Below are 1568 nucleotides of genomic sequence, written 5' to 3'. Positions count from 1 at the left end.
TGAAGTAAATCAGGCAGGATTCACCATCCATAGCGCCATTCATTTAGGTTGTCCTGATGCTCATGCGATCGCCCACACCCATACTGTAAGTGGCATGGCGGTTGCTGCGATGGAAGAGGGTCTGTTACCCCTTAACCAAGCTTCCATGGAGTTCTATAATCGTGTTGCTTACCATGACTATGAGGGGATATCACTCGACCTTGATGAGCGCGATCGCCTGGTTGCATCCCTAGGACAGAAGAACTGTTTAATCCTGCGGAACCACGGGCTTTTAACTGTGGGTCGAACCGTTGCAGAAGCACTTTACTATATGTACAACCTGAATAAGGCGTGCGAGATCCAAGTCAACGTGCTAGGTACTAGCACCAAGCCGATCCTGCCACCAGCTGAGATTTGTGAACATACAGCCCGCCAGTTTGAGGAGCCAACCTTCCACAACCAGGAGGTCGCCAGGATATGGGCAGCCAATCGCCGTTTGCTTGACCGGCTCGATCCCTCATATCGTCAGTAATAATGGGAACCTCAGTAACCTTGTTCACAATTCACCACATTCTTCAAAGGAAGACCATCACGAAGGCAACGAATAGCATCTACAATTGGTTTTGTCCAGTACTCAGAATCAGTTTGAGTTGCTACATGGGGTGTTATTGTAATTTGAGGGTGTGACCAAAATGGATGATTTTCAGGCAAAGGTTCCCTAGAGAAAACATCCAGACAAGCACCTGAAAGTTGACCTGAATCTAATGCTTCTAATAAATCTTTTTCTACTAAATGTTGCCCCCGTGCAACATTAATCAAATAACTTCCTTTAGGCAAGGCATAAAATGTTTGACGATTAAGAATTCCTTCTGTTTCTGGAGTTAAGGGAAGTAAACACACCAGCACTCGACATTTACTCAAGCAAAGTTTTAACTGGTCTGGTCCATGAAAACACTCTATACCATCGATTTTATTTGGTGTCCGACTCCAACCCCGAATCGGGAAACCAAGAGTCTTGAGTTTCCCAGCAGCATCTGTTCCAAGAACACCAAGACCTAAGATTCCTATAGTACAGGAGCTGGTTTCTGGTAGAGGTAAAGGTTCCCAATGTCGCGTTTTTTGAAATGTTTGATATGTAAATGCTTGTCTGTGAAAACGAAGAACAGCTAACAAGATGTATTCACTCATTCTTGATGTCACACAAGCTTCAACAATACGAACAATTGGCACATTGTGGGGAAGATTGGGGTCTCGTAAAATCTCTTCGACTCCAGCCCCGAAGGAAATAATTCCCTTAAGCTTGGGAAATTTTTCCATTATTCCTAGAGGAGGCTTCCATGTTAATATGGCTTCTATTTTCTCTGGGTTCTCAACTTCTGGCCAGATATGGACATCAAGCTCTGGTATACTTGCCTTGAGTTCCGTAATCAATAGTTCCAGATTTTCAGCTTCATAAATTATAAGTATTGAAAACATAACTAAAACTCTAAATATGACTACAACAAATCCGAATCTGAGTAAATTGTTTGTTTCTGATACCTTCGCCGATATGATCAAAAACAAGCTAATGAAGAAGATGGAAGCTCATA

General features: G+C 43.0%; 2 protein-coding genes. One reads left to right on the top strand and one right to left on the bottom strand.

Annotated features, from left to right (window positions below; genetic code table 11):
• Positions 1-511: class II aldolase/adducin family protein (locus F6K49_RS47705; protein WP_293109580.1), on the top strand; the 511-nt coding region annotated here is incomplete at its 5' end.
• An 11-nt stretch (positions 512-522) separates the two neighbouring features.
• Here F6K49_RS47705 and F6K49_RS47700 read toward each other — a convergent pair.
• On the bottom strand, positions 523-1455 hold the full coding sequence (locus F6K49_RS47700; RefSeq protein ID WP_293061443.1) for a glyoxylate/hydroxypyruvate reductase A: 933 nt from the start codon (positions 1453-1455) through the stop codon (positions 523-525).
• Positions 1456-1568: the final 113 nt, after the last annotated feature.

The organism is Moorena sp. SIO3I6, from assembly GCF_010672095.1.
Note: the sequence above shows the minus strand (reverse complement) of the source record. Positions and strands in the feature narration are given on the sequence as shown.

Bases quoted from the DNA above. Each gene is read 5' to 3' on its own strand.
- F6K49_RS47700 (WP_293061443.1), bottom strand. From the start codon at position 1,455: ATGTTTTCAATACTTATAATTTATGAAGCTGAAAATCTGGAACTATTG.